Below are 26,322 nucleotides of genomic sequence, written 5' to 3'. Positions count from 1 at the left end.
GTCGCTCTCCCTATTCGCCGCGCGTGGGCGACGCCCAACGTCGCAGACCGTCTTCCGCGCTTTCATTCAAAGCACGGGCGATGAGGCCGCTTTGCGTGATGCGGATTTCATATCGCGCGCCGTCGATCATCGGCACATATGTGCCAGACCCATAATAAGCGTCGACTGTGTTCTGCCATTTGCCATGTTCGTTGATGAGGTTGAACGCGCTGACACCCGGATCATTCTGCAACGCATAAAGCGTGCGCTCGCCGGTCCGTTCGTCTTGGATGGAGGTATAGCGGCCGGACATACGGTCCAGCTTATAGATCGCATCATAGCCGATCACATTTGCCCACGGCGTCCATTTGATGATGCGCGCCTCAAAGAGCACTTCATCGCCTCGGATCACATAGTCCGTCGGTGTCGTTTCACCGTCTAGCGTCACCTCGGCGCGAAAATGCTGATCGTCGACACGCTGAAGCTCGATATCAGCGACGTGGCGCTCCTGATTGAGACGGGAATAGGTTTGCAGATTAATGCCGACCATGGTGAGCAGCGCTGCTGCAGATAGCACAAGAATGCCGCCAATGAAGCGCACCCCGCCTGACATGGCTTTACGCTTACCCATGCGGGCAAAACCGGCCAGCGTGACCACAAGTCCGAAAAAGCCGACTGCCGCCGGAACTATCCACCAAATCATCTGGCAACCTTCCCCAGTCGCTACAGTCTGCCACTATAACAGCTGTTTCGACCGGGGACAGGGGCCCGCACGAAGGCGGATCGCGCGAAATTAGAAGCGGTATTTCAGACCGGTACGGATGACAGCGAAGTCAAATTCGTCTTCGGACTGAACGCCGCCTCGGTCGACAGGTGTGTCGAACTCGACGTCGTTAGAGAGGCGGAATTCGGCAATAGTAGACCAGTGATCGTCGAAGCTGATTTCCAGGCCTCCACCGTAAACGAAGGCAACTTCTTCGTCTGAGAGGTCATCAACCGGCGGTGCGAACGTATAAGACGCCTGACCGTCGAAATCGAACTGAGTGACACCCAGAAGACCGTAGATCGCCAGACGGTCCGTTACGTTGTGACCGAATTTGAAGTCGATACCGTAAGAGGCATCGAGTTCGATGTCGGTAATTTTCACGCTGTTGAACGTCTGTGTTTCAGCCTGCTCATCTGAGTAGAAAACTTCTACCGCGCCGTAGAAATCAGGTGAGAAGTCATACTGATAACCACCTGCGATGAAAGCGCTGACGCCTGTGTCTGAATCGGTGACTGAGATGCTCGGGCCACCAACCGGTCCCTGGTTCGGGTCAGACGTGCCTGTGTTGCGGGAGTTGAACTGGTCGACTGTTGTCGAGTTTACACCACCAAGTACGTACCAGCCGGTTTCAGCGTGAGCGATAGAAGTTGAAGCGACGCCGCCAAGAAGAGCGAGCGAGAGCAGAATTTTGCGGTTGTCCATAATGTGTCCTTTCCAAGAAGAAACGCGTTTGCGCCCTTCAGATAAACGGAAAGAACCAGTCACAGACAAACCAAATAGGCGTTTGATTTAATTGACATTTACTCCCGCTTACGTGAGCTAAAATCACGTCTTGCGGAGATGCCGGTCACAAAAAAGGGAGCCCACGCGGAGCTCCCTTTATCGTGTTTGAATACGTGCAAATTATCAGCTGTGTCGGCGTGCAAATACACCCGACTCGCCGTCCGCAGCCGGCTGGTAGAAATGGCTGTATTCTCTGGACGCCGCGGCAAATGCCTGAGCCGCATCTTCACGGCCAAGTTCGAAAGCATCAAAGCCCGAACGCAGCATGAAGAGAAGCTGGTCACGCAGCACATCGCCAACCGCGCGGATTTCACCCTTATAGCCGAGACGGCGGCGAAGAAGCTGTGCCTGACTGTAGCCGCGACCGTCCGCGTAACGCGGGAAGCTGATCTCGACCACTTCGAGCTGCTCAATGAACGGCTCAAGCTGCAGCGGGCAATCATCCGGCATCAGGCGAACGATTACAGCATCTTTCGGATCAGCCGCAGCAATTTCGAGAAACGGCTCCAGTGTCAGAACTTCACCGTGTGGATTGGCGGTCACTTCGCCATTTTTAACCAGCGGCATAGAGCGCCTCCTTGAATGGGTCATGGCCAACACGCTCCAGCGCGTCGATGAAGCGTTCGTCTTTAGAGCTACGAACCTCGCGATATGTCTCGATCACACGCTCCAGCGCAGATGGCACGTCTTCGGCGCGAAGGCCGGGACCGGCGATCTGGCCGATGGCGGCCTTCTCGTCCGCGCGGCCCCCAAAGGTGATCTGGTAGAATTCCTCGCCTTTACGGTCGACGCCCAGAATGCCGATATGGCCGACATGGTGGTGACCACAGGCGTTGATGCAGCCTGAAATCTTGATCTTCAGTTCGCCAATATCATCCTGACGTTCAAGGTCTGCGAATGTGTTTTGCAGGTCCTGAGCAACCGGAATGGAACGCGCGTTCGCAAGGTTACAATAATCGAGACCCGGGCAGCAGATAATGTCTGAAATCAGCTCATAATTGGCGGTCGCAAGACCTGCGCTGTCGAGCTCCTGATAGAGGTCGAACAGATCATCCAGCTTCACGTGAGGCAAAACCATATTCTGTTCGTGCGTGATGCGGATTTCATCGAGGCTGTAACGCTCTGCGAGATCAGCCGTCACGTCCATCTGCGTATCCGTCACGTCTCCTGGAGGCGCACCGATCGGCTTACAGCTGATGGTCACAATGCCGTAGCCAGCCTGTTTGTGAGGACGCACATTCACGCGCACCCAGCGGGCGAACGCGTCGTCTTTGGCTTTCGCCGCTTCCAGCACGTCAGATGTGTCTGGCAGGTCTTCGAACGCTGGCGGCGCAAAATATTGCGTGATGCGATCGACTTCAGCCTGCGGCAGAACGATTTTTTCGGCGTCGCGCTGGGCTTCGAACTCTTCGTCCACCAGACGCGTGAACTCTTCTGCACCGGTTTCGCTGACGAGGATTTTGATACGCGCCTTATACTTGTTATCGCGGCGGCCAAAACGGTTATACACGCGCATAACGGCTTCCAGATAATCAAGCAGCTGATCTTTTGCGACGAACGGCTTGATCGTCACGCCAACATGAGGCGTACGCCCCTGCCCGCCACCGACGATCACTTCAAAGCCGGTTTCACCCGCATCATTGCGGCGCATGTGAAGGCCAATGTCGTGAACACGGATGGCCGCGCGGTCGTTTTCAGCCGCAGTAACAGCGATCTTGAATTTACGCGGCAGGAAGGAGAATTCCGGGTGGAAGGTGGACCATTGACGGATGATCTCACACCATGGACGCGGATCTTCAATCTCTTCAGCCGTAGCACCGGCAAATTGGTCTGATGTCGTGTTACGGATGCAGTTACCAGAGGTCTGGATGGCGTGCATCTCGACTTCCGCCAGCTCGTCCAGAACGTCCGGAATATCCTTCAGCGCCACCCAGTTGAACTGGATGTTCTGACGCGTGGTCCAGTGACCATAACCTTTGTCATATTTACGCGCGATGTGCGCGAACTTACGCATCTGTTCGCCACGCAGCGTGCCGTACGGAATAGCGATACGCAGCATGTAAGCGTGAAGCTGCAGATATACGCCATTCATCAGGCGCAGAGGCTTGAACTGGTCTTCAGTGATATCGCCGCTCAGACGACGTTCGACCTGCCCGCGAAACTGCGCCGCACGCTCACGAACGATCTGAGCGTCAAATTCGTCATACCGATACATGGATTACCCTTTTTCGGACCAGACCGCGAGCTCATTGCCCGACGGATCTGCGAAGTGGAAACGGCGCCCGCCCGGGAAGGCGTAAATGTCTTCCACGATTGTGCCGCCAGCCACTTTGATCTGGTCCAGTTTCTTCTCAAGATTGTTTGTATAGAGGATTACCAGAGCGCCAGAGCGACCGGTGTTTACGTCAGCCTGACGGTTGAAACCGCCTTCGACTTCCGCGCCGTTGAAGCTGATATAGTCGTCGCCCCATCGCTGGAACGTCCAGCCGAAAACGGTCTCGTAGAACATGATGACCGCTTCAGGGTCAGTCATTGGAAACTCGATATAATTGATGGAATTCTCGACGTTCGTCATAACGCGTGCCCCTCCTTCGGCATGGCATGCGGAATGCCGAGCTCTGCCTCGGTACGGCTGACCCAACGTTCAACCGACGGAAACTCGCTCAGATCAAATCCGCCTTCGTGTGCCAGACGAGTATACGCGACGAGCGCGATATCCGCGAGGGTGAAGGTATCACCGACGATCCAGTCGGTGCGTGTCAGTTGAAGTTCCATAACGCCGAGTGCGCGACGCCCTTTGGCCATCAGAGACGGCTCGATCTCGTCATCAGATTTCTTCAGGTAGAGCTTCTGAAAACGGCGTACGGCGATCGCAGGTTCATGGCTGTACTGCTCCCAGAAGAGCCAGCTCATCATCTGCGCTTTGGTAAACGAGTCGCTCGGCACCAGATCGCTTTCAGCCTGTTCTGCCAGATACAGCATAATGGCGTTTGACTGCGGAAGAACGCGGCCATCCGGCCAGCGCGCCAGCGGCACCTGCCCAACAGGGTTCAGCGCCAGAAAATCTTCCGTCTGCGTGGCACCCGCCATCAGGTCCATCTCAACCCAGTCATAATCAAGCTCGAGCAACTCTGCGACCCATTTGGTCTTCATACAGTTGCCGGAGATTGAATCCCCGTAGAGCGTCAGACGCGTGATATCGCGATCAGGCATCGACCACGCCCCGCGCAGCCTTATGAAATTCTGTGTGTGTGGTCGGTCCCGTCGCGCGGATAGTTTCACGAAGAGTTTCACGGCCAGTCACTTCACCGTCTGCGGTCACTTCCATGACATACGGGTCCAGAATGCGAAGCTCGTCGCCCTGAGCCGCTTCAAGCGCCGCATCAGCAGCCTCACCGACGACCACTTCCGCGTCAGCGATGTTCTCAGACCAGTTACGGTCAGCCGTCTGGTACACAGTCGCGCCGGTCGCAACGTCCCAGGCTGTGATGACTTTAGGAATGTCAGCCTTAAGTTTCGGACGTACAGATGTCATTCAACGATCTCCAGACTCTTTTGCATGGATGATAGAAATAGTTCAGGTAGAGCAGCGACTTCACCGATGATCAGAAGCGCAGGCCCTTTAATGCCATTCCCTTCAATCAGGCACGCCAGCTCGCTCAATTTGCCATAGGCGCGGATTTCATTTTCGCGTGTGCCGTTTTCAATAACCGCCACAGGTGTAGAGGCGCCGCGACCTGCCGCTATCAGATTCTCGGAAATCTGCGCGGACGTTCCTACGCCCATATAGACGACGACGGTCTGGTTCTGGCGCGCAAGGGATGGCCAGTCGAGGTCCGGAACCCGTCCGTTGCGGGCATGGCCGGTTACGAAAGTCACGGACTGAGCGTGATCACGATGGGTGAGCGGCAGACCAGCACTTGCCGCGCAGCCAAGCGCAGAAGAAATGCCCGGCACCACTTGAGCCTCTATACCTTCAGCCAGCAGTGCGCCAAGTTCTTCACCGCCGCGACCAAAGATAAATGGATCGCCGCCCTTCAGGCGCACGACACGCTTTCCGGCCTTTGCCGCCATGATCAAAAGCTCGTGAATATCTTCCTGCGGTACAGAGTGATAGCCTTTGGACTTGCCGACAGACACACGATCCGCATCGCGGCGGATAAGGTCCAGAATGTCGGCGCCAACGAGATTGTCATAGAAAACGATGTCCGCGTCCTGCAGTACGCGCAGTGCTTTCAGCGTAAGAAGCTCCAGATCACCCGGACCTGCACCGACAATGTGAACAATACCGGTCTTTTCGGTTTTGCCCGCTTCAATGGCGGCATCCATTTCCACCCGCGCCGCACCTTCATCACCAGCGAGAACCTTCTCGGCAATTGGCCCGCGCAGCATATTTTCCCAGAAAGCACGGCGGTCGGACTCTTCAGCGAAGCGCGCCTTCACCTTGCCGCGAAATCCCCGCGCAAAATTTGCAAGGTCGCCCGTGCGCTTTGGAAGCAAAGCCTCAAGGCGAGAGCGGATATTGCGCGCCATGACAGGAGCTGCGCCGCCTGTCGCGATAGCGCCGACGACGCTGCCACGGTCCAGAATGCTCGGAACGGTGAAGTCGCAAAGCTCCGGTCGGTCCACCACGTTCACAGGCAAATTGTACTGACGCACAAGGTTTAGAGCCGCTTCGAGCGCTGGCTCGTCATCTTCAATCGCGATGATTACAAACTTGGCTTCAGAGACCAGCACTTCGGTCAGCGCTTCAGGCGCGAACCCGACGCGTCCCGCAAACTCGTTGACGAACTCTGGCGAGAAGACAGGCGCAATCACATCGACACGCGCATGGGTCTTGGCCAGAAGCCGCACTTTGCGTCGCGCATTCTCTCCGCCGCCGAACACGACGACGTTCAGAGATTTTGTACCAAAAAAGACGGGAAACAGTTCCACGCGACGCTCCAATGGCTAGTCAGTTAGCCTCAGTCTGCAAAATGCCGTCTGAGCCGCTTATCACAAGTCTTCACCATTAATGCGACCGTTTAGAAATACTTATCTTACATTTTTGGGATAGGCCTTTATGTATTGTGCGGAATACAGGCGGCAAAAGCCTTTCTATACACCATTTTCGGGACCCCTGCCTTATGTCAGACTCAAAAGACAGATTACCTCCTCTAAATGCGCTGAAGGCATTTGAAGCCGCTGCCCGCCATCTTTCCTTCACTAAGGCCGCTGAAGAGCTGGACGTGACGCCGGGCGCGATCAGCCAGCAGATCAGGCTGATGGAAGAATACACCAATGTGCCCCTGTTCCGCCGCACGGGCCGTCAGGTCCTGCTGACAGATGCGGCGCAGGCTGCGCTACCGCTGGTACGCGACGCATTCGACAAGCTGGTTGAGGCTGGCCGGATCATGCGCGCCCCTGCACGCAAGGGTAAGGTGATGATTTCCTGCGCGCCGAGCTTTGCGGCCAAATGGCTCGCGCCAAAACTGGACCGGTTTCACACAGCCCATCCTGAAATCGAAGCCTGGGTTTCTGCCGATATGGGACTCACCGATTTCACGACAGCCGATACCGACCTCGCCATCCGGTATGGCCGCGGCGTGTATGAAGGCCTCAAATCAGAAAAACTCATGGAAGAGACTGTTCTGCCGGTTTGCTCTCCGCATCTCATGGAAGGCCCGGACGCGATCAAACGACCTGAAGACCTCACGCGGCACACACTTCTGCATGATGCGGGCACCGAGCGCGATCCGTCCTGCCCGGACTGGTCGAGTTGGCTGCGGGCACGCGGCGTTGAAAACATTGATGGCCATAAAGGCCCGCACTTCAACCAGTCCATGCTTGCCATCGAGGCCGCAGCGACAGGACGAGGCGTTGCGCTTGCCAAGAAAGCCATTGCTGCCGCTGACCTTGCAAGTGGACGACTGGTAGCGCCCTTCCCTGATGGCTCGACACTGATCGACTTTGCTTACTTTGTTGTCTGGCCGAGGGGCCGGACCCAGACCATTGAATCCCGAACCTTCATTAAATGGCTCAAAACTGAAGCCATCCGCGATGAAATTGTGGGAGTTTAGCATTTCTCAAGGCTCTGTTAGACAGGCGCGACTTGTTGACCGGTTGCTCCTATGTCTATCCAAGCGTAAATGCTGACCCGCAAGTTCAGAAACGTTATAACCTAAAGAAAAGAGGACAGGCCGTTGAGCGAGACGCAAGCAGCCAGCCCGGTGAAAAAGGTAAATCCGAACGCGCCGACAGAGGAGACGGTACTTTCCGTCCACCACTATACAGACCGTTTGTTCAAGTTCCGGATCACGCGTCCAGGTAGCTTCCGCTTCCGTTCGGGCGAATTCGTGATGATCGGTCTGCCAAAAGAAGACGGCAAACCGCTTCTGCGCGCTTACTCTATCGCCAGCCCGTCCTGGGATGAAGAGCTTGAGTTTTTCTCAATCAAAGTGCCTGACGGCCCTCTGACATCCCGCCTCTGTGACATCAAACCGGGCGACAAGGTTCTGCTCGGCAAGAAGCCGACAGGTACGCTGGTGCATGACGCCCTCACACCGGCGAAACGTCTCTATATGTTCTCTACCGGTACCGGCATCGCACCATTTGCGAGCCTGATGCGCGATCCGGAGACATACCAGAAGTTTGACGAAGTCATCCTCACGCATACATGTCGTGAAATCTCAGAGCTGGCCTATGGCGAAGAGCTGACAGCCGCTCTGCCGGACGATCCGCTTTGCGACGAATATGCGCACAAATTCCGCCTCTATAACTCGGTTACACGTGAAGACTTCCCGCGCATGGGGCGTATCACTGATCTTATCGAGAGCGGCAAACTGTTCGAAGATCTGGGTGTTCCGCCTCTCAATGCCGAAACAGACCGCGTCATGATTTGCGGCTCAATGCAGATGATTCAGGACACGAAAGCGCTCTGCGAAAAAGCAGGTCTGGTTGAGGGCTCCAATGCCGCGCCAGCCGACTTTGTGATCGAGAAAGCCTTCGCAGGCTAATTGCCCTTAGCACACTGAAAAATATGAAAGCCATCGGCGCTGCCGGTGGCTTTTTTTTCATTCTCAATCGTAAACGCATTCGAACAAATTATCCGATCTCCCCAACGCCATCTTAATCCGACGCGTTTAGTCAGGTTTGCAACACAAATCACTCGCCGGGACTCGATGATAAACGTAATTTACTGCCTTGCTTTCGAGCATGACATTCGTCTCGTAATGCTTGCAGCCTTTATCTGCATTGCGGGGTCTCTGACCTATGTTCAACTTTTGAGGCAGTGTCTGCACTCAACAGGTCTGGCGAGAGTTAGCTGGATGGGGATCAGCGCTGCTGCACTGTGTACGACCGTCTGGTGCACCCACTTTATCTCAATGCTGTCTTTCCAGGCTCACGTACCCGTCGTTCTGGACCCTGTCCTCACGCTGGTGTCGCTTATCGCGCCAATGTTCGGCTTCTTCATTGCGACAGCGATTGTGATCTATGGCCGTACGCCGCTTACCGCGATGATAGGCAATCTCACACTGGGTTGCAGCATGGCTGCTCTTCATTATGTGGGCATGCTCGCATACCGCGTTGATGGCATTGTTGACTGGGACATGTCCTACGTTGCCGCGTCCGTAATTCTTAGCTGCCTGTTCACTGCAGCATCCGGCTGGGCGTTTAACCGATTTTCCAACCTGCGCTTCAACCTGCCATCCGTCGCACTGTACGCGCTGGGCGTTATCAGCCTTCACTTCACTGGCATGTCCGCGATGGAGATCACATCTCTGTCCATCTCCGATACGCCTATGGATGCAGAAACCTTCATGGCGCTTTCTATCGCGACGGCATTTGCCGGTATGCTGGTAATCGCCCTTGGCGCAGCCACATTCTTCCTTGATCAGGATCAGAAGAAAGCGGGCTATGAGAAACTTTTAAGAATGGCCATGACAGACACGCTGACCGGTCTGGCCAATCGCAATGCGTATATGGATGACCTGAATGGCCGCATCGAAAAGTCGGAACGTAAGGGCTCACGTCTGGCGGTGATCGGAATCGATATGGATCGGTTCAAGGACATCAACGATTCCCATGGCCACAAAGCTGGTGACGCAGCTCTGATCGCGCTTGCCAACAGTTTTAAAGCTCAATGTCATAGCGGTGAGCTTGTCGCCCGGCTCGGCGGCGATGAATTCGCCGCGACGAAGGAGTATTCAACAGAGGAAGATCTGGAAGACTTCCTCTCACGCCTGCAATCGGCTCTGAACACACGCCTTCAGGTCAATGAAACTACGCTCCATCTGAGCGGCAGCATTGGCGTCGCTTGCTATCCAGATGACGGCAAAGACAGTGACACACTGCGCAATAACGCAGATCTCGCAATGTATCGTGCGAAGATTCACGCCTCCAACACAATCTGCTTCTACACGGCCTCCATGGACGAAGAAGCCCGGCAAAAACGCGAGCTTGCCGCGTCTTTGGCTCAGGCGCTCGAAAACAATGAGCTGGAGCTTTATTACCAGCTTCAGGCGTCTGTTAAATCGAGTAAAATCAGCGGTCTGGAAGCACTTCTGCGCTGGACACATCCGAAGCTGGGTCCAATCTCACCAAGCGTATTCATCCCTATCGCGGAAGAAAGCGGCCTTATCATTCGCCTCGGCGAATGGGTTCTGCGCCGTGCATGCGAGGATGCTGCAGGCTGGGATACGCAAGACAAAGTCGCCGTTAACATGTCGGCGCTGCAACTTACTCAGGTGGAACTGCCACGCATCGTACACCAGACACTTCTGGAGACGGGCCTGCCGCCGCACCGCCTCGAAATCGAGCTGACCGAAACAGCTATTCTGGAAGACCGCGACCGCTCCCTTCATGTACTTCGCCAGATCAAGGCCCTTGGCGTTAAGGTTGCACTGGATGATTTCGGTACAGGCTATTCCTCGCTGGAAATTCTCCGCTCATTCCCGTTCGATAAAATCAAGCTGGACCGCTTTTTCATGTCGGAAATCGAAGTCAGCCGCGAATCCCGCGCGCTCGTGCGGTCCGTACTCTCGCTTGGTAAAAGCCTCTCTATTCCGGTTCTGGCCGAAGGTGTGGAGAGCGCGGCTCAGCTCAGCATTCTGAAAGAAGAAGGCTGTGACGAAATCCAGGGCTTCCTGCTCGGGCGCCCCGAGCGAATGGATGAACTCATCCGCCTTCGTAGCATTGGCGCGGATATGGATAGGCTGATAAACACCGCCGATCCTTTGACAGAATCCGGCAATTTGAAACGCATATACAGCGGCTGATTGACCAAATCGCTATAAGGTGTAGTGGACGTTCACCGGATTGCATCACACATGAGCAACCGAAGAAATGAAACTGCTTCAGGAGCTTTCCAGCGTATGACCACCTATCAGTCCGCGCCCCGCAAACACACTGCAGAGACCGCTCAGACGATGGTGGACGTTCGCTATGAAGTGGATCGTCTGGACCGTGTACTCGTAGAAATTCTCGCTGAACGCCAGACTTTCATGGACGCTGCTGCACGTATCAAACCGAAACGTGAAGCCGTGCGTGACGAACCACGCATTGAGCAGGTCGTCTCAAATGTTCTGGAAGCCTGCAAGGAATATGGCCTCGCCCCCGAGATTGCAGAGCCAGTCTGGCGTCTACTGATCGAACAGTCGATTGCTTACGAATTCAAATCCTACGACAATCTCAAAAAGCCGAACACGCGTAGTTCGTGATCGACGCGTGCCACACTTTCCAACGTCGGGTAGAGCACATCCCGGATATCGTTGATCAGCACTGCAGCGCGCGTCCGTGATGGAGGCGGGTCAGAACGGCCGGCTATTTCTGCTGCTTTGCATGCGTCTGCAAGCGCCGCCGCGCCAATTCCAAGAGCTGCGCCCTTAATCGTATGAGCCGCATCAGCCCAACGTTCCGGTGCATCCTCAGCGTTCAGCATCTGGCCCCAGGTTTCGACCTGACCTTTAAAAATCTCAAGAACTTCAAGTGCCAGCTCAACGTCCTGCGCAGTGTTGTCAGCCAGTTGTTTCCGGTCAATCCAGTGATCCATGATCGTTTCCTGCGCGAGCGTCTGTTCGAGTACTCGCAGTAGCAGGAATACATTAACAGGGTTTCATCAAATAATCGGCCCCGCAGTCTTGTTGTAGATGCCATTTTCAGCGATATTGAGCATGCTTCAAGGGGTCTGGAGTCAGTGATGTTAGAAATTCTTGTCATACTGAGAGACGTAATCCTCGTCACCGTTCTAAGCTGGATCGGTGTTGATTACACATCGCAGCCAGACCGCTCTTCAGAGCAGCGTCAGGCCGCAAAAATCTACATGCAGACGGAAGCCCCTGTTCAGCTGATCTCTGCGCCGGTTTATCGCAAAGATACACCGCTGACACAGCACGAGCTTTTCCGGTCTTAATTCAACTCCGGCCCGCAAGCCGCAGAATCCGGACAGTTTTGTTAACACAAAATTAAAAAAATACTGTGTTTGCCGGTCGCATGATCCCGCAAAATATTGCAGTATCTGTCCCCATGTCCCAGTCGCGTGATGAAAACTATCTGAAAGCCCTTCAGGAAACTCAGGAAGAGCTTCAACAGATCCGAACAGCCGGTACCTGGATGGTTACCGCAGGCTTTGCTGCAGCCGCATTTCTGTATGTGGGTGCTGTTTTGACGGCCTGGGCCGCGATGGGCACGCAAGCTTTCCTTCTCATGAACCCGCTCTGGTTCGCAGCTGGCGGCACTATTCTGGCCGGTCCTGCGATCGCAATTATTCTCGCTGGCTTTATGGGCCGTCAGTCCATGCGCCATGCGCGCGCAAACACGCTGGTCCTGCGCGCTTCACAAATGCTGCTCATGCCAGCTGACGCGGCAAGCTCACGTATCGAGACGCTGACTGATAAAGTGCGCGAAGAAACACAGAAGGTCGATGAACTGGTTGAAACTGCTCACGCCTCACTGGTTGAGCTACGCGCCACTCTGGGCACTGAGCGTGAAGAGTTCTCAGAACTCGTCACCAAGAATACGAAAACCATTGCGAGCATGATGAACAAACTCGCAGAAGAGCGCCAAGCCCTCGGTGAGCTTTCCAGCGCCGTAGAGACACAAACTGCGGCTATTTCCGAAGCTATTCCACGTCAGGCCCGCGCCATGGCTGAGGCAGCACGCCTTGCCCAACACGAGGTCGCGCAAGCCGACAAGGCGCTGGATGACCGCCTGACGTCTCTCAACGATTCAACAATGACGCTGACCGACAAGCTGGCCGCGCTCAACGCGATGTCTGCAGATGCGGAAGCGCGCTCTGCGCGGATTAACGCTTCCGTGGAAGAGATCGAGCAACGCCTCACGGAGTCTTCCAAAACTGTTGAGACGGCCATCCGTGCGAGCGAGCTTGCGGCAACCGCCGCGACCGAGACTGGCGACGCCCTCAATTCTGCGGTCGCGAACGCGCTTGATGGTACACGCGAGGCTTCTGAGTTCATCCGCGCCCAATCACGCGAAGCCGTTCAGGAAGCCCTCAAAGGCCTTGCCGAACTCAAGACAGCTGGTCAGCAGGCCGAAGCGGCTACGCGCGCCGCAGGCGATGCTGCGCGCTCTCAAGCCGATGAAACAGAACACCGCATCATGGCGCTCTCGCAGATGCTGTATGACGCAGCAACGCGTGCGACATCGACCGCTGAAGCCGGTCTGGAACGCGCGCGCCAGCGTATTGAGCGCGCCTCTGCGTTACTGAACGGTCTGAGCGACGGAGACATTCTGTCCGCAGCGCCTGCTATGCCGGAGCCACCGGCCCAGCCTGCAGCGCCGCAGCCTCAACCGCCTGCGCCAACGCCAGTACCAGCACCGCCAGAAAATCTGCGCCGCCGCCAGCCTGATACGGATGAACCAAAGCCATCCTACGAGACGCTGGGTGAACCAGATAAGAGCACCTCTTCCATGCTCTTCTCGCAGCCAAGGCAAAAAGCTGCACCGCAAAACGATGGCGAGACGAGCGTTCAGGAACGCACTACTGCACCGGACAGCGCTGAAGCGACCAGCGAGGAAAGCTCTCTTTTCGATCTCGCTTTCGACAGTGCATCGCAGAAAGAAATGGGCCTGTCCTGGAAAGACCTTCTGGCCGGCCTGTCCTCCGATCCTGAAGAACGCGATGATGCAGCCCGCATCATTCTGAGCGAAGTCGAGGATATGGGCATCGCGCTGACTGATGCGTTCACGATGAAGGAAACGCGAAAAATTGCGGGTGCGTCACGTCGCAATGAACGTAATCGCCGCCGCGCTGTCCGCGAGTTTGCCGGATCGAAGGTTCAGGAACTGCAATACCGTATTGAAGATCAGGAACATTTCCACGCAGCTGTCGAGCGCTTTCTCTCAGAAGAAACGACGGATGCGATGCGGTCTCTGAGTGAGGCTGATCGCAGCCGCACCGCCGCTGCCAAACGCCTGACAGCCTTCCTACTTCTGGACGCTGCGTTTCACAGCCAGAACAACTAGCAGATCAGCTTTCTGACATCAGGTCGGGCAGCTCCAGAGCAACCTGATCTATCACGGCGCGAGCTGCGCGAATGAGAGCACGAGTACCTTCTGTGTCCGCTCTGCCAGTATATGGCTCGCGTCGTGTGATGAAGGTCTGGCCGACAATGCCGCCCGTGCGGCCGTTGAGAACCTCAACGCGCGCTGTGACTACGGCATCGTCCTCGCCAATGACCAGGTCTCGTACAGTCCAGTGCAGCTCATACGCCGCGCTGAGCGTCAGGCGCTCATCCACAGCCACACCTTCACTGTCAGAGGCCTGCAACGACAACCGATCCAGAAGCGCGGACTGTAAAAGGCGCGAGGCGGACTCGGTCCATTCGGCTTCCGGCAGAACGCTCAGCGCGCCGTCTTCACTCTCGTAAGCAATATTGCGGCCCAGCAGCAAAGACGATCCTTCAGGCTCGAACACGATGATATTGGCAGGCAGTGACACCAGCGCACCACTCATCGGCTGTGAGGTGCTGGTAAAACGATAAAGCGCATCCGGGACGACAGGCTCAGGAAGAACCGAGACACATCCGGCAAGCGATAGAGCCGTGAGGCTGAGAACGGTTGTCTTCAGTTTCATCATCAATCCTCTCGGTAAGGCCGCGGCTGGCCCTGAATGAAGCTCTGCGGGTTCTGCTCGACTTCGCGTGCGATACGGTCAAGGCGGCGCACGAGCGAGCGCAGATCGGTCGTCAGGCGCTGGATTTCCTGCAGGGTCTGCTCTGCGGGTTCCTCGACGGCTTCACGCACACCACGCATGCTCTCCTGTGTTTCGAGCACGGCCGTTTCAGATGTCTGGATCAGACGCCGTGCATCATCAATCAGCGCATCTGCGCTGTCGGCAATGTCTGTGAGCGCTGTCTGTATGTCAGATTCCAGAGAACCGAAACCACGTGCCGCGTCCGCAACGGCTTCACCTGCATCGGCGAGAGAGCGCAGCGCAGCCCCCGCATCCTGCATCAGCTGTTCGTCTTCAGCAAAAGCGTTTGTAATACGCTGGATATTGCCCAGCGTCTGGCGGAAGGCTTCAGCGTTCTCCGCGTCCAGCACCGCATTGAGACGCGACAGCGTCACCTGCGCATTCGCCATCAAATCCTGACCGCCCTGAAAGATTTCCTGTAGCTGGGTCTGCTCTGTTTCAAGAATAGGTGGATTAGCTGCGCTGCCCGGCATCAGATCAGCCTGAGGAGACCCCGGACGGATCTGAATGAAGGTCACACCGGTAAGGCCTGCAAAGTCCAGATAGGCCTTGGAGTCCGTTCGCACCGGCGTATCAGCGTCAACACGAATGCGCGCGATGACGTTCTCGGTATTCTCGCGATCAAGTGAGAGGCTGACAACCTCGCCGACATTAATGCCGAGATAGCGGACCTGCCCACCTTCCGACAGGCCGTTTACAGCACCTTCGAACACAACGTCGTATTCGGAAAACTCACGATCAAACTCGACCTTGCCCAGCCAGATGGTGAAGGCAATGAGTGCAGCGAAAGCAGCCAGAACTGCTGCGCCGATCAGGGCATAACTGGCACGTGTTTCCATAACTATCCTACCACCGACCGCCCGCGTGGGCCGCCAAAATATTCCTGCACCCACGGATCATCGATCCGTGAAACTTCTTCGAGCGTTCCGGTATACTTTACCCTCTTGTCGCCAAGCACCGCAATCCGGTCACATGTCGCCTTCAGCGTGTCGAGATCGTGCGTCACGAGGAAGACTGTCAGACCGAGAAGCCGACTAAGCTCACGCACGAGCGAGTCAAAACGCCCGGCTGTAATCGGGTCGAGACCCGCCGTCGGCTCGTCCAGAAAGACAAGTTCAGGATCAAGCGCGAGCGCACGCGCCATTGCCGCCCTCTTACGCATACCGCCAGACAACTCGGACGGCTTTTTGTCCGCAGCATTGAGCGGCAGGCCGGACAGGCTGATCTTGAGGTCAGCCAGATCGTGCATCAGATCATGGGAGAAGTTTGTGTGCTCTTTCATCGGCACCATAACGTTCTCGCGCACGGTGAGGTTGGAGAAGAGCGCGCCGTCCTGAAACATTACCGACCAGCGCCGCTCAATGGCCTGACGGTCTCTATCGGACAGCTCGGATAGCGTCTCGCCAAAAACGGTGACGGACCCAGCCGTGGGCGTCAGCAGACCTACAATCTCGCTCAACAGAACCGACTTGCCGCAACCGGACGGGCCGATCACGCCGATTGTTTCTCCGCGATAGATATCAAGGTCGAGGTTCTCATGAACCACATGATCGCCGAACTGGGTTTTGAGCCCGCGCACCTGAATGATCGGATCGCTCATATGCCGAGCTCCATATACATCATAGCGAAGATCGCATCGACGACGATAATCAGGAAGATGGCATGGACGACCGACGCCGTGGTCGCCTTGCCAAGCGACTGTACATCACCCTGAACAAGCAGCCCCTGACGGCAGGCAATCATCGCAACCACGAGCGCGAAAACAGGCGCCTTGGACATGCCCACCCAGAAGTTCTGGATAATCACAATCTCCTGAATGCGGGTAATGAACAGGATAGGCGAAATATCCAGCGCCACCCATGAAATCATCAGCCCGCCCAACAGGCCTGAAAGCGTCGCGCCGAATGCCAGAAGCGGCGTCATGATCAGCATGGCCAGAATACGCGGCGTCACCAGCGCTTCGATCGGATCAATGCCGAGCGTTCGCATGGCATCAATCTCCTGGCGCATCTTCATGGAGCCAATCTGCGCAGTAAACGAGGAATTCGTCCGCCCAGCCAGAAGAATACCCGTCAGCACCACGCCGAATTCACGCATGACAGCCCAGCCGACCAGTTCGACAGTGAACACTGTCGCGCCAAGCGTCTGCTGAAGCATGGTCGCGCCGATAAAGGCGATCACCATGCCGACAAAGAATGAGAGGAACGACACGATTGGCAGCGCATCCAGCCCGGCTTCTTCCATAACCGCGAACACGCTGGTCCAGCGGATTTTGTGCGGCTGCAGGAGCAGTTTGAACGTCGTCAGCATGGCTTCGCCGATAAAGCTCAGCGTGCCAACAGCCTCGTCCATGAAGTGAACGCTGCCCTTACCGACACGGGCCAGAAGATCGATGATGGAAAGTGGTTGGGACGCGACCACCTTCTCCTGACGCTCACGTCCGGATACAAGCTCCAGCAAGGCTTTGGCCTGCGCATGCTCGCCAATCAGTTGATAGGTTTTGTCGGCCTCGATGCCACCATCTTCAAGCATGGTATGGATGAGGAAAGCGCCCGCGGTATCGACAGCACCAAGCGCGCTGACATCAACACGCTGCGGCGTCGCCTCAAAACGCGCACGGCGAATCTCACGCTCCAGAGACCCGACAGTTTTTACCGTCCAGTCTCCTTCAACGTGAAGCACTGCCTCACCGTTTTGTTTGTCCACCCGGAACGCGCTCAAACTCAAAAAATCCACTTTGAAAATACGAACCCCGAAAATACGAACCCCGAAAATACGGGAATCACTGTGTCTAAACCATGTCTCTTCTACATACAGGCGAGTTTCTGCTCACAGGTGTAGTAAATTTACCAAGGGAGCGCACAGAATTCGTACACCGCATAGCTGCGGCTAAATGTATGCTTTCCCTGCGCGTCAGTCCCGTTAGTTTGCTCGAAAAAAATTGGAGGACTCCCGTGACGTTAAAAGTGCGCGCAGAGGAGATCAACGCCTTTCTGACCACGGCGTTTGGAAGCGAGAGACAAAACCCGCGTATGGAAGTTACGCGTGTCGGGGACGGCGAAGTCACCGTGCGCATGCCGTATGATGACAACATGCTGCGTCCTGGCGGCGTCATTTCTGGTCCGACACAAATGGCGCTCGCAGATTGTGCTGCTTACTTTGCGATCTTCACCCGCACGGGCATCGAACCATATGCAGTGACATCCAACCTGAACATCAATTTTCTGAACGCCTGCAAGGCTGGCAATGTGCTCGCTCAGGGCAAGGTTCTGAAAATTGGGAAAAAGCTTGCTGTCATCGAAGTTGATGTACGCGAAGAAACAATGGACGAACCGGCGAGCCACTCGATTGTGACCTACGCTCTGCCCTCAAAGAAAATGTCCGACGGGAACTGACCAGATGCTTATTCTGACACTTGGCGCGATTTGCGGATTTATCAGCGTAGCCTGCGGCGCGTTCGGCGCGCATGGTTTGAGTGATATTCTGGTCGGTGATGCGGGCGACTGGTGGGATACCGCGACGCTTTACGCCCTCACCCACTCTGTCGCGATGATAGCTATTGGCCTGAACAAGGCCCGCGCGGAACTCCTCAGAGGCCCGGCACTTGCGTTCTTTATTGGTATTCTGGTTTTCGCGGGCACGCTCTACAGCATGGCTCTCGGCGCGCCGCGCTGGCTTGGCGCTTTCACGCCGATTGGCGGCACAAGTCTTTTGATTGCATGGGCGTGGCTTGCCTTTGAAGGCTATCGCTCACGCCTTTAATCGCGCGCTTAGCTTAGGACGTTGCGACGTCCTCATTGCGCCAACGTTCAACCAGCTGGTCAGCAAGGCCGCTCATACGGTCGATCTGCTCATCAAGGCCTGAGAGCGCAATTTCAGTTTCAACGGTTACGGTAGCATCGCGTTCAGCCAGCGCATCCGCTGCGTGATTGAAAGACCGGCGACAGTCCCGCGCTGTGATCAGCGCATCTTCAAAGCTGGATACATCACCGCGAACAATTTCATTTTCTGAAGACAGAAGCGCATTTGCCTGAGCGTTGATCTCTGTCAGCTTGACGAGCGTCTGTTCTGTATCTGCCTGAAGACGGCGTTGGACATCAGCGACCGGTGCAGAGCTTGCCTGAATGACTTCCACATAGTCAGCCGCACCGCTCTCGTCGTCATTATTTCCGAACAGACTGTTAGTGATGAAGGAAACAGCATCGCGACTCTGTACCCAACCAGCGTCGGCAGCGTCGTCACTGAAGACTTCAGCTGTTTGCTGAAGGTCAGACTTCGGTCTGACTATTGAAGCTGTCATGCTGGCCGGCTGCATAGACACCGTCGCACAACTTGCGCAAAGTACTGCGAGAGCCGCGGTACCCAAAAAACGCAAAACCATATCGCCCTAAACTCTCATTTTATGTTCTGTAATGGTACAGAACTGGAATTTTTAACGCCCGTCCAGTCTTTATCTATGTTTTGACCTACTATAGGTGAAGCATGCATGAATACTAAGCCCGTTTCCCGAAGAAAACTCTTCCCGCATACAGATCCCAGACGCGCAGGTCGCCTGAGGGTTTCATCCCTTCATGAACTCTACTGGGAGGATGCCGGTCCTGTGAACGGCATTCCGGTGCTCGGTCTGCATGGCGGCCCGGGCGGTGGCGCGAGCGCTGAGATGCGCCGCTTTTTTGATCCACGCCATTATCGGGTTGTGCTGTTTGACCAGCGCGGATGCGGACGCTCTTCGCCCTATTCCTCACTTGAAGACAACACGACATGGGATCTGATCGAAGATATTGAAAAACTTCGCAAAGAACTCGGCATTGAGAAGTGGCTGGTCTTTGGTGGCTCATGGGGCTCCACGCTGTCACTGGCTTATGCGGTGACACACCCGGAGCGCGTTAGCGGCCTGCTTCTGCGCGGCATCTTCCTGCTGACACAGCGCGAGCTGCGTTGGTTCTATCAGGAAGGCGCGAGCCATATCTTCCCTGACGCCTATGACCGTTATATCGCGCCAATTCCGGAAGACGAGCGCGATAACCTGCTGGAAGCCTTCTACAAACGCCTGATGTCAGACGACAAACAAGCCCGTCTTGAAGCCGCGCGTGCATGGGCCTGCTGGGAAGGTGAAACCCTGTCTATTCGCGGGCCAGCTGTACGCCCGCCGCGCTTTGACGACAACGCCTTCGTTGACGCCTTTGCCCGTATCGAGTGCCACTATTTCCACAATGGCGGCTTTTTCGAAAAAGACGGATGGCTGCTCGATCAGGCACATATTCTGAAGGACATTCCGGGCGTGATCGTGCATGGCCGCTATGATGTTGTGACGCCAATGTCGTCAGCCTGGGCACTGCATAAAGCATGGCCTAAATCCCGCCTGGAAATCATTCCTGATGCAGGCCATTCCAGCCTTGAACCGGGCATTGTGAACGCCCTGATCAATGCGACGGAAGAGTTCCAGCAGATCCTCGGCTGACCTGAGACCGTATAACCAGATACAAAAAAGGGAGGCCTGAGCCTCCCTTTTTCTTTTTGGTATCAACCAAAGAATTTGGTGTAGATACCTGAAATCAGGATCAGCGTGATAAAGACCGGAATAATGAAGCGAAGCAGGAGCAGCACCAGCTGCAAATGTTTTCCGGTGCCGAGCTCTTTTTCCAGAATGTGCCGAGGCACGACCCATCCCGCGAAGATGCCAATCAAAGCACCGCCTAGAGGGAGCATCACTGTGCCACTCAGGAAGTCGGCATGGTCGATGAGATCACCACGGAAAATATAGGCTGTTGCAAAGGCCAACATCACCAGACCAAGGCCAATGGCCCCCTTCACACGGCCAATGGACTTCTGGTCCTCAAGCCAGGACACGCCGACCTCCAGAAGTGAAATCGCGGACGTGAATGCAGCAAACAAGGCGAGCGTGAAGAACACGGCGCCGATGAATGTTGGCATTTGTCCAAACGCAATCGGCAACGTCACAAACAGCAGGCCGGGACCGCCCGCTTCATTCAGTCCAAATGCAAAAACGATTGGAAAGATTGCAAATCCCGCAATCAGTGCGACGAAGGTATCGGCGCCTGCAACCAGACACGCATTCTTAGGAATGCTCGTCTCGCGCGTCAGATACGCACCATAGGTGAACATGACGCAGCTACCGACGCTCAAAGAGAAGAAAGCCTGACCTACGGCCGCAAGCACTGTGTTGAACGTCACCTTGGTGAAATCTGGTGTCAGCAAGAAGCTCGCTGCACCTGCAAAGTCACCAAAAATGCATGCATAAACCACAAGGCCGAGTAGCATGATAAAGAAAGCAGGCATGAGTATCTCAGCTGCTCTCTCGATCCCGCCCTTCACGCCTCGCGCCAGAATGATCACATTCAACGCAAGAAACGCTGCGGTGTAGAAAAAGATCTCAAGCTTGTTGCCGGTCGTTTCAGCAAATCGGCAACCTGAAACGTCACCAACTGTGATGTCTCTCAGAACTTCTTCACCATTCACCATCTCAGGCACTTGAGTGATCACGCCATCGCTTACGAATGCACAGGCTGAGGACAAATGTACCGTTGTGATCTGGCTATTAATTGAGGCGACTGTCTGACCAATGCTTGCATTCAGCAGCTCGGTTTCCGATGCAAAATTCGAGAATGCTCCGCTGAAACTCTGCGGGATGTAGTCAAAGACCCAGCCGGAAATGACGATGTAAAACGAAAACAGTAAGAGCGAGGCGATCGCGCCCAACCAACCCATGCCAATCCACGCTTTTGGCTTGTTCTCTTCGGTAGTGATCTTCCGGAGAGTCGCGATTGACGAACGCTGACCATGCCGGCCGAGCGCATATTCCGCCATCAGCACCGGCAAACCAAAAATCAGCACACTGATCAGGTAGATCACAATGAATGCGCTGCCGCCGTTCTCACCTGCAGTGAACGGAAAGCGCCATAAATTCCCCAGACCAACCGAGGAACCAACCGCTGCCATGATAAAACCGAATCGGGATCCCCAATGATCCGACTTACCGGCGACTACCGGACCCGCCATACTGCTACTCCGCACTCGTGGACGCAGAGGTCAGCCCTGCGTCATCCCACCGCATAACTTGCAGCGCTTCGTGAAAAGGTCAATTGGCGTTGCACGATCTTGCCCGATCAGAAGAAACCGCTGATCGAAAGATGCTTGTCTCTGTCGAGATTGGTAGCACAAATTACCGCGAAGGCGGCCATCACGGTCAACATCGCTGTCCCGCCATAAGAGATCAGCGGCAAAGGCACGCCGACAACGGGCAACATACCGCTCACCATGGCGATGTTCACAAATACATAAAACGCAATTGTAACTACAGCGCCGCTGGATGCCAGATATCCAAAATGTGAACGACTGCGACCGGCAACCATCAGCCCCAGCGCAAAGAGTGCGATCCATGCCCCTATAAGGCCGACAGACCCGACAAAGCCGAATTCTTCCGCGATCACCGTGAAGATGAAGTCGGTGTGCTGCTCGGGAATATAATCGAGCTGGCTCTGCGTACCCTGCATATAACCGCGCCCTTCCGCGCCGCCGGAACCGATCGCAATTTCAGCCTGCTGGATCTGATAGCCTGCGCCCAGCGGATCACGGCTCGGATCAATCGCCGTCAGAACGCGCTCGCGCTGATAATCCTTCAGAACGTAGAAGTAAGCGAGCGGCGCACTAAGCACGACAGCCACAAGACCGGCAATGATGATCCAGTAGCGTATGCCTGCGAAGAACATGACCGCAAACCCCGTTGCCGCCAACATGAGAGAGGTACCCAAGTCCGGCTGTCGAAAGACCAGCATGACCGGTGCACCAATCATCATTAGCGCAAAGACATGATGAAAAAACTTCACTTCGCCAGACGCACGAACCTGATGATAGAACCGCGCCAGCGCCAACAATAAGGCGAGCTTCATAAACTCCGATGGCTGCACGCGGATGGGACCAATATCCAGCCAGCGTTGGGCACCGCCGCCCATCGCGCCGAAAAACTCAACCCCGACGAGAAGCAATAATGCGCCCAGGTACCCAGTGTAGGACACAGCAGACCAGAAGCCGAGCGGCGTCATGGCCAGCGCAAACAGGAAGACGAATGCAATGCCCAGACGCACGGCATGTTTGGCTGGCAGCCCCGCTTCAATCGGGTTGGTGATCGTGGACGAATAAAGAACCGCCACACCGAAAATCCCCAGGCCCATCATAATCAGGATCATAATCCACGGCAGTCGGAACACCCGTGAGACAAAATCATCATTAGTCTGTGCAAATGATGTTGGCATCAGATCGCCTCAGTGTCTGTTGCGTTCGCCGCAATCTGGTAGGACGCGGCCCGGCCCGAATCACGCACGAAAGCCTCATGCATCAGATCACGCGCAATCGGATAGGCAGAGCTTGAGCCGCCACCATGCTCGACGACGACGGCAACCGCGTATTTGGGATTGTCATAAGGTGCAAAGCCTACGAAGAGGCCATGGTCACGTAAGCGACGTGGCAGGTCGGCGTTATCAATCACGCCTGTTACCCGCTCAGCGGCCGAGATCACGCGCACCTGCGCCGTACCCGTCTTACCAGCCATCCGGTAGCCGTTGAAGTTGATGTCACCGGCACGCAGCGCTGTACCGCCCGTTTCAGATGTCACGGCAAACATGCCCTCGCGCAGTTGCTGCATGATAGCTGCATCTGGCATTGAGCCATTTTGAGGGTTCTGAGGCACCGCATCGCCTACGCCAACCATACGCGGCATAACCGCTACGCCATCTGTTCGTGCAAGCCGCGCCGTCATCACAGCAAGCTGAAGCGGCGAAACAGTGAGATATCCCTGCCCGATGCCATAGTTCAGCGTTTCGCCATCATACCATGGCTCGTTGAAGCGACGGCGTTTCCACTCATCATTCGGAACAACGCCGCTCGCGCCGCCCGTCATGCCGAGCTCATAGCTGATGCCGAGACCAAATGTGCGCGCTTCGGCAGCAATACGCTCCGGCCCAAGGCGGCGCGCAATCTCGTAGAAATAGACGTCACACGATTTCTGGATCGCGCCCTTCAGATTGACGCTGCCATGGCCCCGACGTTCCCAGCAGTGGAAGCGACGACCGCCAAAGTCATAATGCCCCGGGCAATATACCCGCTCACTTGCATCGGTCAGTCCCGCACGCAGTGCCGCGGCACCCACAATCATCTTGAACGTCGAGCCAGGCGGATAAACGCCGTCATAAGCTTTGTGATAGAGCGGCGAAAGTTCATTCTCTCGCAGCGCGTTATAGTCCACGCTGGAGATACCGTTCACAAAATCGTTCGGATCATACGTCGGGTTAGACGCGAGGGTGAGGATATCACCCGAATTGACATCCATAAGAACCGCGGCGCCGGATTGGTCACCAAAAAGGCGGATCGCCTCTCTCTGCAGGTCTGCATCAATAGTCAGATGCACGTCCTTGCCCGGCTTTGGCGCGTTCTCGTCATCATCCAGACGACGGATAGTCCTCCCCTGCGCGTTACGGACATAGCGGTGATTGCCCGGCGTGCCACCAAGCCAATCATCCATTTCCTTCTCCACGCCCAGACGCCCTACTCGCATGTTCGGGTGCTTCAACACGCCCTGAATTCGCGAAATGCGTTGACGATCAACTTCAGGGTCCAGCCCTTCAAGCGCTGCATCGATCTCAGACTGGTTCGCACGAGCAACATATCCGACCACGTGCGCGAAATCCCGTCCGCGCGGATAGGACCGTGCATGCGATGCTTCAATGGTCACGCCCGGCAATTGCGGACGCATCACGCTGAGGCGGGTGAACTGCTCGTAAGTCAGATCGGTGAGGATCGAGACGGGAATGAAAGGCTGCTCGCGGCGGAAATTCTGGACGAGACGTTCCTGCCGTTCCGGAGACAGATCTACGACTTCAGCGATCCGCGCGAGTGTTTCTTCCAGATCAGCCAAATCTTCACGCGCAGCATACACGTTCCAGCTCGTCCGGTGCGTAGCCAGCGGTTCGCCAAAACGGTCGAAAATCAGCCCCCGACGCGGAACGCCCGGCACAAGGCTGATTTGATTGACCAGCGCGCGCGCCTCGAATTCTTCCTGATTGAGAAGCTGCAGATTGACCAGCCGACCAACGATGACGCTGGACACAAGACCACCGGCCGCGCCGGCAATAAACAGGCGACGTGTTGTATCGAGTTCTTTGACTTCGCGTTTACGGCCCATCAGTCCACTCGCTCATCTGTGGTCAGTCTGAATAATGGTCTCAGAGGGTAATATAGTAGTGCTGCGGAAAGGAACCCGCCAATAATCTCACGGGTCTCCACGCTCCCAAGGTAAGAGCCCATCAGCCAGCGGGCGAACATAAAACTCAGTACAAATCCGGAAACGTCACCGAAAAAGCGGATGATACCGGTTTTGTCTGTCAGCGCCTGCTGGCGGAATATGGATGCCGTCAGAAAGGCAACCAGCAGGATTGAAGACCAGCAGCCGACAGGCGCATCCGTTACCAAATCCATGATCAGCCCGAGCAGCGCCAACGCCCCGGCAGGACGGAAGGAGAGGCGGCTTGCCCCCCAGCCAACAGCGGCCCAGAGCGGCGCATATGGCCAGAATACATCAAGCCCGGTCGGTGCGATAAAAACCACACCGATATAGCCGACAAAAAGAACGATAATAGCTCCGATAATGAGGCGGGCCGTACTTCCAGTACGTCCCCATGCAGACGGCTTGTTCGCAAATCCGCTCATCTCTGCCCCATCTCGGCGCTTGTTTCCGGCTCGGCCTCTACCGCTTCTGGCAGCGGGTCTTCTTCCGGTGTCGGAATGGTTTGCGCTGGCAAAAGACGTACAAAATCGACAGGTGCTTCAGAGAGGGACAATTGCGCCACCCATTCTTCGCCGGAAAGAACAGCGCGTCCGATACGAAGGCCACGTGGAAACGCATTGCCTTCACCGGATGTCACAATGCTCTCGCCCTGAACGAACGGCGCCTGCTCAGGCCGGTCAATCAGTTGTCCGAATTCAGACCCCGATCCACCGGCAAGAATAGCGCGCACGCCGCTAATCTCACCCATGACAGGTACGCGGCTGTTAAAGTCGGTCACAAGAAGAATACGGGACGATCTGTTCCCGACACGAATGACACGGCCAATCACGCCCTGCGTATTCACAGCCACATGCCCGAGACGCACGCCATGCAAAGCGCCCGCATTGGCAAGACGTGTTTCAGCGAACGGACCATCAGTCTCCGTCACGACGCGGGCGGAAATACCCTGTGGCAGAGGCTCGCTCGCGAGGTTTAGAAGCTCTTCATAACGTTGGAGACGTTCCGTCATGGATGTCGCTGCGTCACGCCAGATGGCGAGTTGACGGTTTTCGACCTGCAGGCGCTCAATTTCGGCCTGAAGCTCTTCGTCATTGTTGAAATCGAACAGTGAGCCCTGACGGCTGGAAGAGGCGGACTGGACAACGATATCGTCCATGCCCGCACGCAGAGGCTGGCTCGCCCCGCGAATGCTTGGCGCGGTCTGGAACAGGACCAGAGCCAAAGCAGCGACAATCGCAACAACAACGAAGGTCCTGACGACCTGGCGCTTTGCCTTACGGTCACGCCCTAGCGTTGCCATGC

General features: G+C 55.8%; 28 protein-coding genes. 9 read left to right on the top strand and 19 right to left on the bottom strand.

Features of this window, described 5'->3' with window-relative positions:
• Positions 1 to 10: 10 nt before the first annotated feature.
• The 8 genes from G523_RS0116725 to cysG form a co-directional block, all read right to left on the bottom strand.
• Positions 11 to 682 carry a hypothetical protein gene (locus tag G523_RS0116725; protein WP_022696218.1) on the bottom strand — a complete coding sequence of 224 codons (672 nt, stop codon included), beginning with the start codon at positions 680 to 682 and terminating at the stop codon, positions 11 to 13.
• A gap of 90 nt (positions 683 to 772) precedes the next feature.
• The gene (locus tag G523_RS0116720) at positions 773 to 1,447 is read right to left on the bottom strand and encodes an outer membrane protein (protein ID WP_022696217.1); all 675 of its coding nucleotides are present in this window, start codon (positions 1,445 to 1,447) and stop codon (positions 773 to 775) included.
• 204 nt (positions 1,448 to 1,651) lie between these two features.
• Positions 1,652 to 2,095 carry a DUF934 domain-containing protein gene (locus G523_RS0116715; protein ID WP_022696216.1) on the bottom strand — a complete coding sequence of 148 codons (444 nt, stop codon included), beginning with the start codon at positions 2,093 to 2,095 and terminating at the stop codon, positions 1,652 to 1,654.
• Positions 2,082 to 3,743, bottom strand: coding sequence for a nitrite/sulfite reductase (locus tag G523_RS0116710; protein WP_022696215.1), 1,662 nt, complete (start codon positions 3,741 to 3,743; stop codon positions 2,082 to 2,084). Before G523_RS0116710 ends, G523_RS0116715 begins: the two co-directional genes overlap by 14 nt.
• Positions 3,744 to 3,746: 3 nt before the next feature.
• The gene (locus tag G523_RS0116705) at positions 3,747 to 4,103 is read right to left on the bottom strand and encodes a VOC family protein (protein WP_022696214.1); all 357 of its coding nucleotides are present in this window, start codon (positions 4,101 to 4,103) and stop codon (positions 3,747 to 3,749) included.
• On the bottom strand, positions 4,100 to 4,741 hold the full coding sequence (locus G523_RS0116700) for a glutathione S-transferase family protein (RefSeq protein ID WP_022696213.1): 642 nt from the start codon (positions 4,739 to 4,741) through the stop codon (positions 4,100 to 4,102). Before G523_RS0116700 ends, G523_RS0116705 begins: the two co-directional genes overlap by 4 nt.
• Positions 4,734 to 5,063, bottom strand: coding sequence for a DUF2849 domain-containing protein (locus G523_RS0116695; protein ID WP_022696212.1), 330 nt, complete (start codon positions 5,061 to 5,063; stop codon positions 4,734 to 4,736). Before G523_RS0116695 ends, G523_RS0116700 begins: the two co-directional genes overlap by 8 nt.
• Positions 5,060 to 6,463, bottom strand: a complete 1,404-nt coding sequence (gene cysG / locus G523_RS0116690) for a siroheme synthase CysG (RefSeq protein ID WP_027441849.1) — start codon at positions 6,461 to 6,463, stop codon at positions 5,060 to 5,062. The genes G523_RS0116695 and cysG overlap by 4 nt, the downstream gene beginning before the upstream one ends.
• Positions 6,464 to 6,654: 191 nt before the next feature.
• On the opposite strand from cysG, the gene gcvA reads away from it, so the two are divergent.
• The 4 genes from gcvA (at position 6,655) to G523_RS0116665 (ending at position 11,226) form a co-directional block, all read left to right on the top strand.
• Positions 6,655 to 7,587, top strand: a complete 933-nt coding sequence (gene gcvA, locus G523_RS0116685; RefSeq protein ID WP_022696210.1) for a transcriptional regulator GcvA — start codon at positions 6,655 to 6,657, stop codon at positions 7,585 to 7,587.
• A gap of 150 nt (positions 7,588 to 7,737) precedes the next feature.
• The gene (locus G523_RS0116680; RefSeq protein ID WP_027441848.1) at positions 7,738 to 8,523 is read left to right on the top strand and encodes a ferredoxin--NADP reductase; all 786 of its coding nucleotides are present in this window, start codon (positions 7,738 to 7,740) and stop codon (positions 8,521 to 8,523) included.
• 165 nt (positions 8,524 to 8,688) lie between these two features.
• Positions 8,689 to 10,785 carry a putative bifunctional diguanylate cyclase/phosphodiesterase gene (locus G523_RS19820; RefSeq protein WP_081648867.1) on the top strand — a complete coding sequence of 699 codons (2,097 nt, stop codon included), beginning with the start codon at positions 8,689 to 8,691 and terminating at the stop codon, positions 10,783 to 10,785.
• Between the two features lie 51 nt (positions 10,786 to 10,836).
• Entirely contained in the window at positions 10,837 to 11,226 is a 390-nt protein-coding gene (locus tag G523_RS0116665) for a chorismate mutase (RefSeq protein ID WP_456107081.1), read from the top strand.
• Here the strand turns inward: G523_RS0116665 and G523_RS20545 are convergent.
• Entirely contained in the window at positions 11,187 to 11,558 is a 372-nt protein-coding gene (locus tag G523_RS20545; RefSeq protein WP_022696205.1) for an Hpt domain-containing protein, read from the bottom strand. The genes G523_RS0116665 and G523_RS20545 overlap by 40 nt on opposite strands.
• 147 nt (positions 11,559 to 11,705) lie before the next feature.
• Between G523_RS20545 and G523_RS0116655 the strand changes: the two genes are divergently transcribed.
• Together G523_RS0116655 and G523_RS0116650 are read left to right on the top strand one after the other, a co-directional pair.
• Complete coding sequence (locus G523_RS0116655) at positions 11,706 to 11,918, top strand: hypothetical protein (RefSeq protein WP_022696204.1); 213 nt, start codon at positions 11,706 to 11,708, stop codon at positions 11,916 to 11,918.
• 113 nt (positions 11,919 to 12,031) lie between these two features.
• On the top strand, positions 12,032 to 13,990 hold the full coding sequence (locus G523_RS0116650) for a coiled-coil domain-containing protein (protein ID WP_155802872.1): 1,959 nt from the start codon (positions 12,032 to 12,034) through the stop codon (positions 13,988 to 13,990).
• Positions 13,991 to 13,994: 4 nt separating this feature from the next.
• Here G523_RS0116650 and G523_RS0116645 read toward each other — a convergent pair whose 3' ends face one another.
• Genes G523_RS0116645 through G523_RS0116630 form a run of 4 tightly spaced genes read right to left on the bottom strand, consistent with a single transcriptional unit; the run spans position 13,995 to position 17,426 of the window.
• On the bottom strand, positions 13,995 to 14,600 hold the full coding sequence (locus G523_RS0116645) for an ABC-type transport auxiliary lipoprotein family protein (RefSeq protein WP_199285730.1): 606 nt from the start codon (positions 14,598 to 14,600) through the stop codon (positions 13,995 to 13,997).
• A 2-nt stretch (positions 14,601 to 14,602) separates the two neighbouring features.
• On the bottom strand, positions 14,603 to 15,559 hold the full coding sequence (locus tag G523_RS0116640) for an MlaD family protein (RefSeq protein ID WP_022696201.1): 957 nt from the start codon (positions 15,557 to 15,559) through the stop codon (positions 14,603 to 14,605).
• Between the two features lie 2 nt (positions 15,560 to 15,561).
• A complete protein-coding gene (locus tag G523_RS0116635; protein WP_022696200.1) occupies positions 15,562 to 16,320 on the bottom strand; it encodes an ABC transporter ATP-binding protein in 759 nt (252 codons plus the stop codon).
• Entirely contained in the window at positions 16,317 to 17,426 is a 1,110-nt protein-coding gene (locus G523_RS0116630; protein WP_233347319.1) for an ABC transporter permease, read from the bottom strand. Before G523_RS0116630 ends, G523_RS0116635 begins: the two co-directional genes overlap by 4 nt.
• A 248-nt stretch (positions 17,427 to 17,674) precedes the next feature.
• On the opposite strand from G523_RS0116630, the gene G523_RS0116625 reads away from it, so the two are divergent.
• On the top strand, positions 17,675 to 18,115 hold the full coding sequence (locus tag G523_RS0116625; RefSeq protein ID WP_022696198.1) for a PaaI family thioesterase: 441 nt from the start codon (positions 17,675 to 17,677) through the stop codon (positions 18,113 to 18,115).
• A 4-nt stretch (positions 18,116 to 18,119) separates the two neighbouring features.
• Positions 18,120 to 18,482 (top strand): DUF423 domain-containing protein, encoded by a 363-nt coding sequence (locus tag G523_RS0116620; RefSeq protein WP_022696197.1) that lies wholly within the window; start codon positions 18,120 to 18,122, stop codon positions 18,480 to 18,482.
• A 13-nt stretch (positions 18,483 to 18,495) separates the two neighbouring features.
• On the opposite strand, the gene G523_RS0116615 is transcribed toward G523_RS0116620, so the two are convergent.
• Positions 18,496 to 19,020: a hypothetical protein gene (locus G523_RS0116615; RefSeq protein WP_155802870.1), complete on the bottom strand. Its 525-nt coding sequence runs from the start codon at positions 19,018 to 19,020 to the stop codon at positions 18,496 to 18,498.
• A gap of 186 nt (positions 19,021 to 19,206) precedes the next feature.
• On the opposite strand from G523_RS0116615, the gene pip reads away from it, so the two are divergent.
• Positions 19,207 to 20,181 (top strand): prolyl aminopeptidase, encoded by a 975-nt coding sequence (gene pip / locus G523_RS0116610; protein WP_022696195.1) that lies wholly within the window; start codon positions 19,207 to 19,209, stop codon positions 20,179 to 20,181.
• Between the two features lie 62 nt (positions 20,182 to 20,243).
• Here pip and G523_RS0116605 read toward each other — a convergent pair whose 3' ends face one another.
• The 5 genes from G523_RS0116605 to mreC all read right to left on the bottom strand — a co-directional run bounded on the left by G523_RS0116605 (position 20,244) and on the right by mreC (position 26,320).
• Complete coding sequence (locus tag G523_RS0116605; RefSeq protein WP_022696194.1) at positions 20,244 to 21,740, bottom strand: sodium-dependent transporter; 1,497 nt, start codon at positions 21,738 to 21,740, stop codon at positions 20,244 to 20,246.
• Between the two features lie 107 nt (positions 21,741 to 21,847).
• On the bottom strand, positions 21,848 to 22,993 hold the full coding sequence (rodA, locus tag G523_RS0116600; RefSeq protein ID WP_022696193.1) for a rod shape-determining protein RodA: 1,146 nt from the start codon (positions 22,991 to 22,993) through the stop codon (positions 21,848 to 21,850).
• Positions 22,993 to 24,918: a penicillin-binding protein 2 gene (gene mrdA / locus G523_RS0116595; RefSeq protein ID WP_022696192.1), complete on the bottom strand. Its 1,926-nt coding sequence runs from the start codon at positions 24,916 to 24,918 to the stop codon at positions 22,993 to 22,995. Before mrdA ends, rodA begins: the two co-directional genes overlap by 1 nt.
• The gene (locus G523_RS0116590) at positions 24,918 to 25,442 is read right to left on the bottom strand and encodes a hypothetical protein (protein WP_022696191.1); all 525 of its coding nucleotides are present in this window, start codon (positions 25,440 to 25,442) and stop codon (positions 24,918 to 24,920) included. The genes mrdA and G523_RS0116590 overlap by 1 nt, the downstream gene beginning before the upstream one ends.
• Positions 25,439 to 26,320, bottom strand: coding sequence for a rod shape-determining protein MreC (gene mreC / locus G523_RS20540; RefSeq protein WP_022696190.1), 882 nt, complete (start codon positions 26,318 to 26,320; stop codon positions 25,439 to 25,441). The genes G523_RS0116590 and mreC overlap by 4 nt, the downstream gene beginning before the upstream one ends.
• Positions 26,321 to 26,322: the final 2 nt, after the last annotated feature.

Source organism: Ponticaulis koreensis DSM 19734 (assembly GCF_000420665.1).
GTDB classification, from domain to species: Bacteria; Pseudomonadota; Alphaproteobacteria; order Caulobacterales; family Hyphomonadaceae; genus Ponticaulis; species Ponticaulis koreensis.
Note: the sequence above shows the minus strand (reverse complement) of the source record. Positions and strands in the feature narration are given on the sequence as shown.

Excerpts from the sequence above, each read along its gene's own strand:
- G523_RS0116720 (WP_022696217.1), bottom strand. The coding sequence starts at position 1,447 with ATGGACAACCGCAAAATTCTGCTCTCGCTCGCTCTTCTTGGCGGCGTC.
- G523_RS20545 (WP_022696205.1), bottom strand. The coding sequence starts at position 11,558 with ATGGATCACTGGATTGACCGGAAACAACTGGCTGACAACACTGCGCAG.
- G523_RS0116715 (WP_022696216.1), bottom strand. The coding sequence starts at position 2,095 with ATGCCGCTGGTTAAAAATGGCGAAGTGACCGCCAATCCACACGGTGAA.
- G523_RS0116665 (WP_456107081.1), top strand. The coding sequence starts at position 10,837 with ATGAGCAACCGAAGAAATGAAACTGCTTCAGGAGCTTTCCAGCGTATG.
- gcvA (WP_022696210.1), top strand. The coding sequence starts at position 6,655 with ATGTCAGACTCAAAAGACAGATTACCTCCTCTAAATGCGCTGAAGGCA.
- G523_RS0116645 (WP_199285730.1), bottom strand. The coding sequence starts at position 14,600 with ATGAAACTGAAGACAACCGTTCTCAGCCTCACGGCTCTATCGCTTGCC.
- G523_RS0116655 (WP_022696204.1), top strand. The coding sequence starts at position 11,706 with ATGTTAGAAATTCTTGTCATACTGAGAGACGTAATCCTCGTCACCGTT.
- rodA (WP_022696193.1), bottom strand. The coding sequence starts at position 22,993 with ATGCCAACATCATTTGCACAGACTAATGATGATTTTGTCTCACGGGTG.
- mreC (WP_022696190.1), bottom strand. The coding sequence starts at position 26,320 with ATGGCAACGCTAGGGCGTGACCGTAAGGCAAAGCGCCAGGTCGTCAGG.
- G523_RS0116615 (WP_155802870.1), bottom strand. The coding sequence starts at position 19,020 with ATGACAGCTTCAATAGTCAGACCGAAGTCTGACCTTCAGCAAACAGCT.
- G523_RS0116695 (WP_022696212.1), bottom strand. The coding sequence starts at position 5,063 with ATGACATCTGTACGTCCGAAACTTAAGGCTGACATTCCTAAAGTCATC.
- G523_RS0116710 (WP_022696215.1), bottom strand. The coding sequence starts at position 3,743 with ATGTATCGGTATGACGAATTTGACGCTCAGATCGTTCGTGAGCGTGCG.
- G523_RS0116640 (WP_022696201.1), bottom strand. The coding sequence starts at position 15,559 with ATGGAAACACGTGCCAGTTATGCCCTGATCGGCGCAGCAGTTCTGGCT.
- G523_RS19820 (WP_081648867.1), top strand. The coding sequence starts at position 8,689 with ATGATAAACGTAATTTACTGCCTTGCTTTCGAGCATGACATTCGTCTC.
- G523_RS0116725 (WP_022696218.1), bottom strand. The coding sequence starts at position 682 with ATGATTTGGTGGATAGTTCCGGCGGCAGTCGGCTTTTTCGGACTTGTG.
- G523_RS0116620 (WP_022696197.1), top strand. The coding sequence starts at position 18,120 with ATGCTTATTCTGACACTTGGCGCGATTTGCGGATTTATCAGCGTAGCC.
- pip (WP_022696195.1), top strand. The coding sequence starts at position 19,207 with ATGAATACTAAGCCCGTTTCCCGAAGAAAACTCTTCCCGCATACAGAT.
- G523_RS0116605 (WP_022696194.1), bottom strand. The coding sequence starts at position 21,740 with ATGGCGGGTCCGGTAGTCGCCGGTAAGTCGGATCATTGGGGATCCCGA.
- G523_RS0116650 (WP_155802872.1), top strand. The coding sequence starts at position 12,032 with ATGTCCCAGTCGCGTGATGAAAACTATCTGAAAGCCCTTCAGGAAACT.
- G523_RS0116635 (WP_022696200.1), bottom strand. The coding sequence starts at position 16,320 with ATGAGCGATCCGATCATTCAGGTGCGCGGGCTCAAAACCCAGTTCGGC.
- G523_RS0116700 (WP_022696213.1), bottom strand. The coding sequence starts at position 4,741 with ATGCCTGATCGCGATATCACGCGTCTGACGCTCTACGGGGATTCAATC.
- G523_RS0116590 (WP_022696191.1), bottom strand. The coding sequence starts at position 25,442 with ATGAGCGGATTTGCGAACAAGCCGTCTGCATGGGGACGTACTGGAAGT.
- mrdA (WP_022696192.1), bottom strand. The coding sequence starts at position 24,918 with ATGGGCCGTAAACGCGAAGTCAAAGAACTCGATACAACACGTCGCCTG.
- G523_RS0116705 (WP_022696214.1), bottom strand. The coding sequence starts at position 4,103 with ATGACGAACGTCGAGAATTCCATCAATTATATCGAGTTTCCAATGACT.